General features: G+C 40.2%; 1 protein-coding gene. It reads right to left on the bottom strand.

Annotation, left to right across the window (positions count from 1 at the left end; translation table 11 throughout):
- Positions 1–249: helicase-related protein (locus AAEY88_RS14845; RefSeq protein ID WP_350563623.1), on the bottom strand; the 249-nt coding region annotated here is incomplete at both ends.

The raw sequence follows: 249 nt of genomic DNA, 5'->3' as shown, positions 1-249 counted from the left end.
CCGCAATACCGGTAGCTACTAAGTATTTAATGTTACCCGATTTAAAATCAGCTAAAATTTGTTCACGCACCGGCTGGCTGCGGCCACTGTGAATACACTCAGCAGCAATATCACGCTTTTCAAGCTGACTGACTAATTTAGCGGCACCTTGCTTGGTTTCGATAAAGATTAGCGCTTGATTCCACTCTTCGGTTTTAATTAAATGACTTAATAAAGCTGATTTTTTATCTTTATCAACCGTCGTTAACC

The organism is Psychrobacter sp. CAL346-MNA-CIBAN-0220, assembly GCF_040309805.1.
In the GTDB taxonomy this organism is placed as follows: domain Bacteria; phylum Pseudomonadota; class Gammaproteobacteria; order Pseudomonadales; family Moraxellaceae; genus Psychrobacter.
The sequence above is the reverse complement of the archived record's forward strand: the minus strand, read 5'-3'. Positions and strand labels throughout refer to the sequence as shown.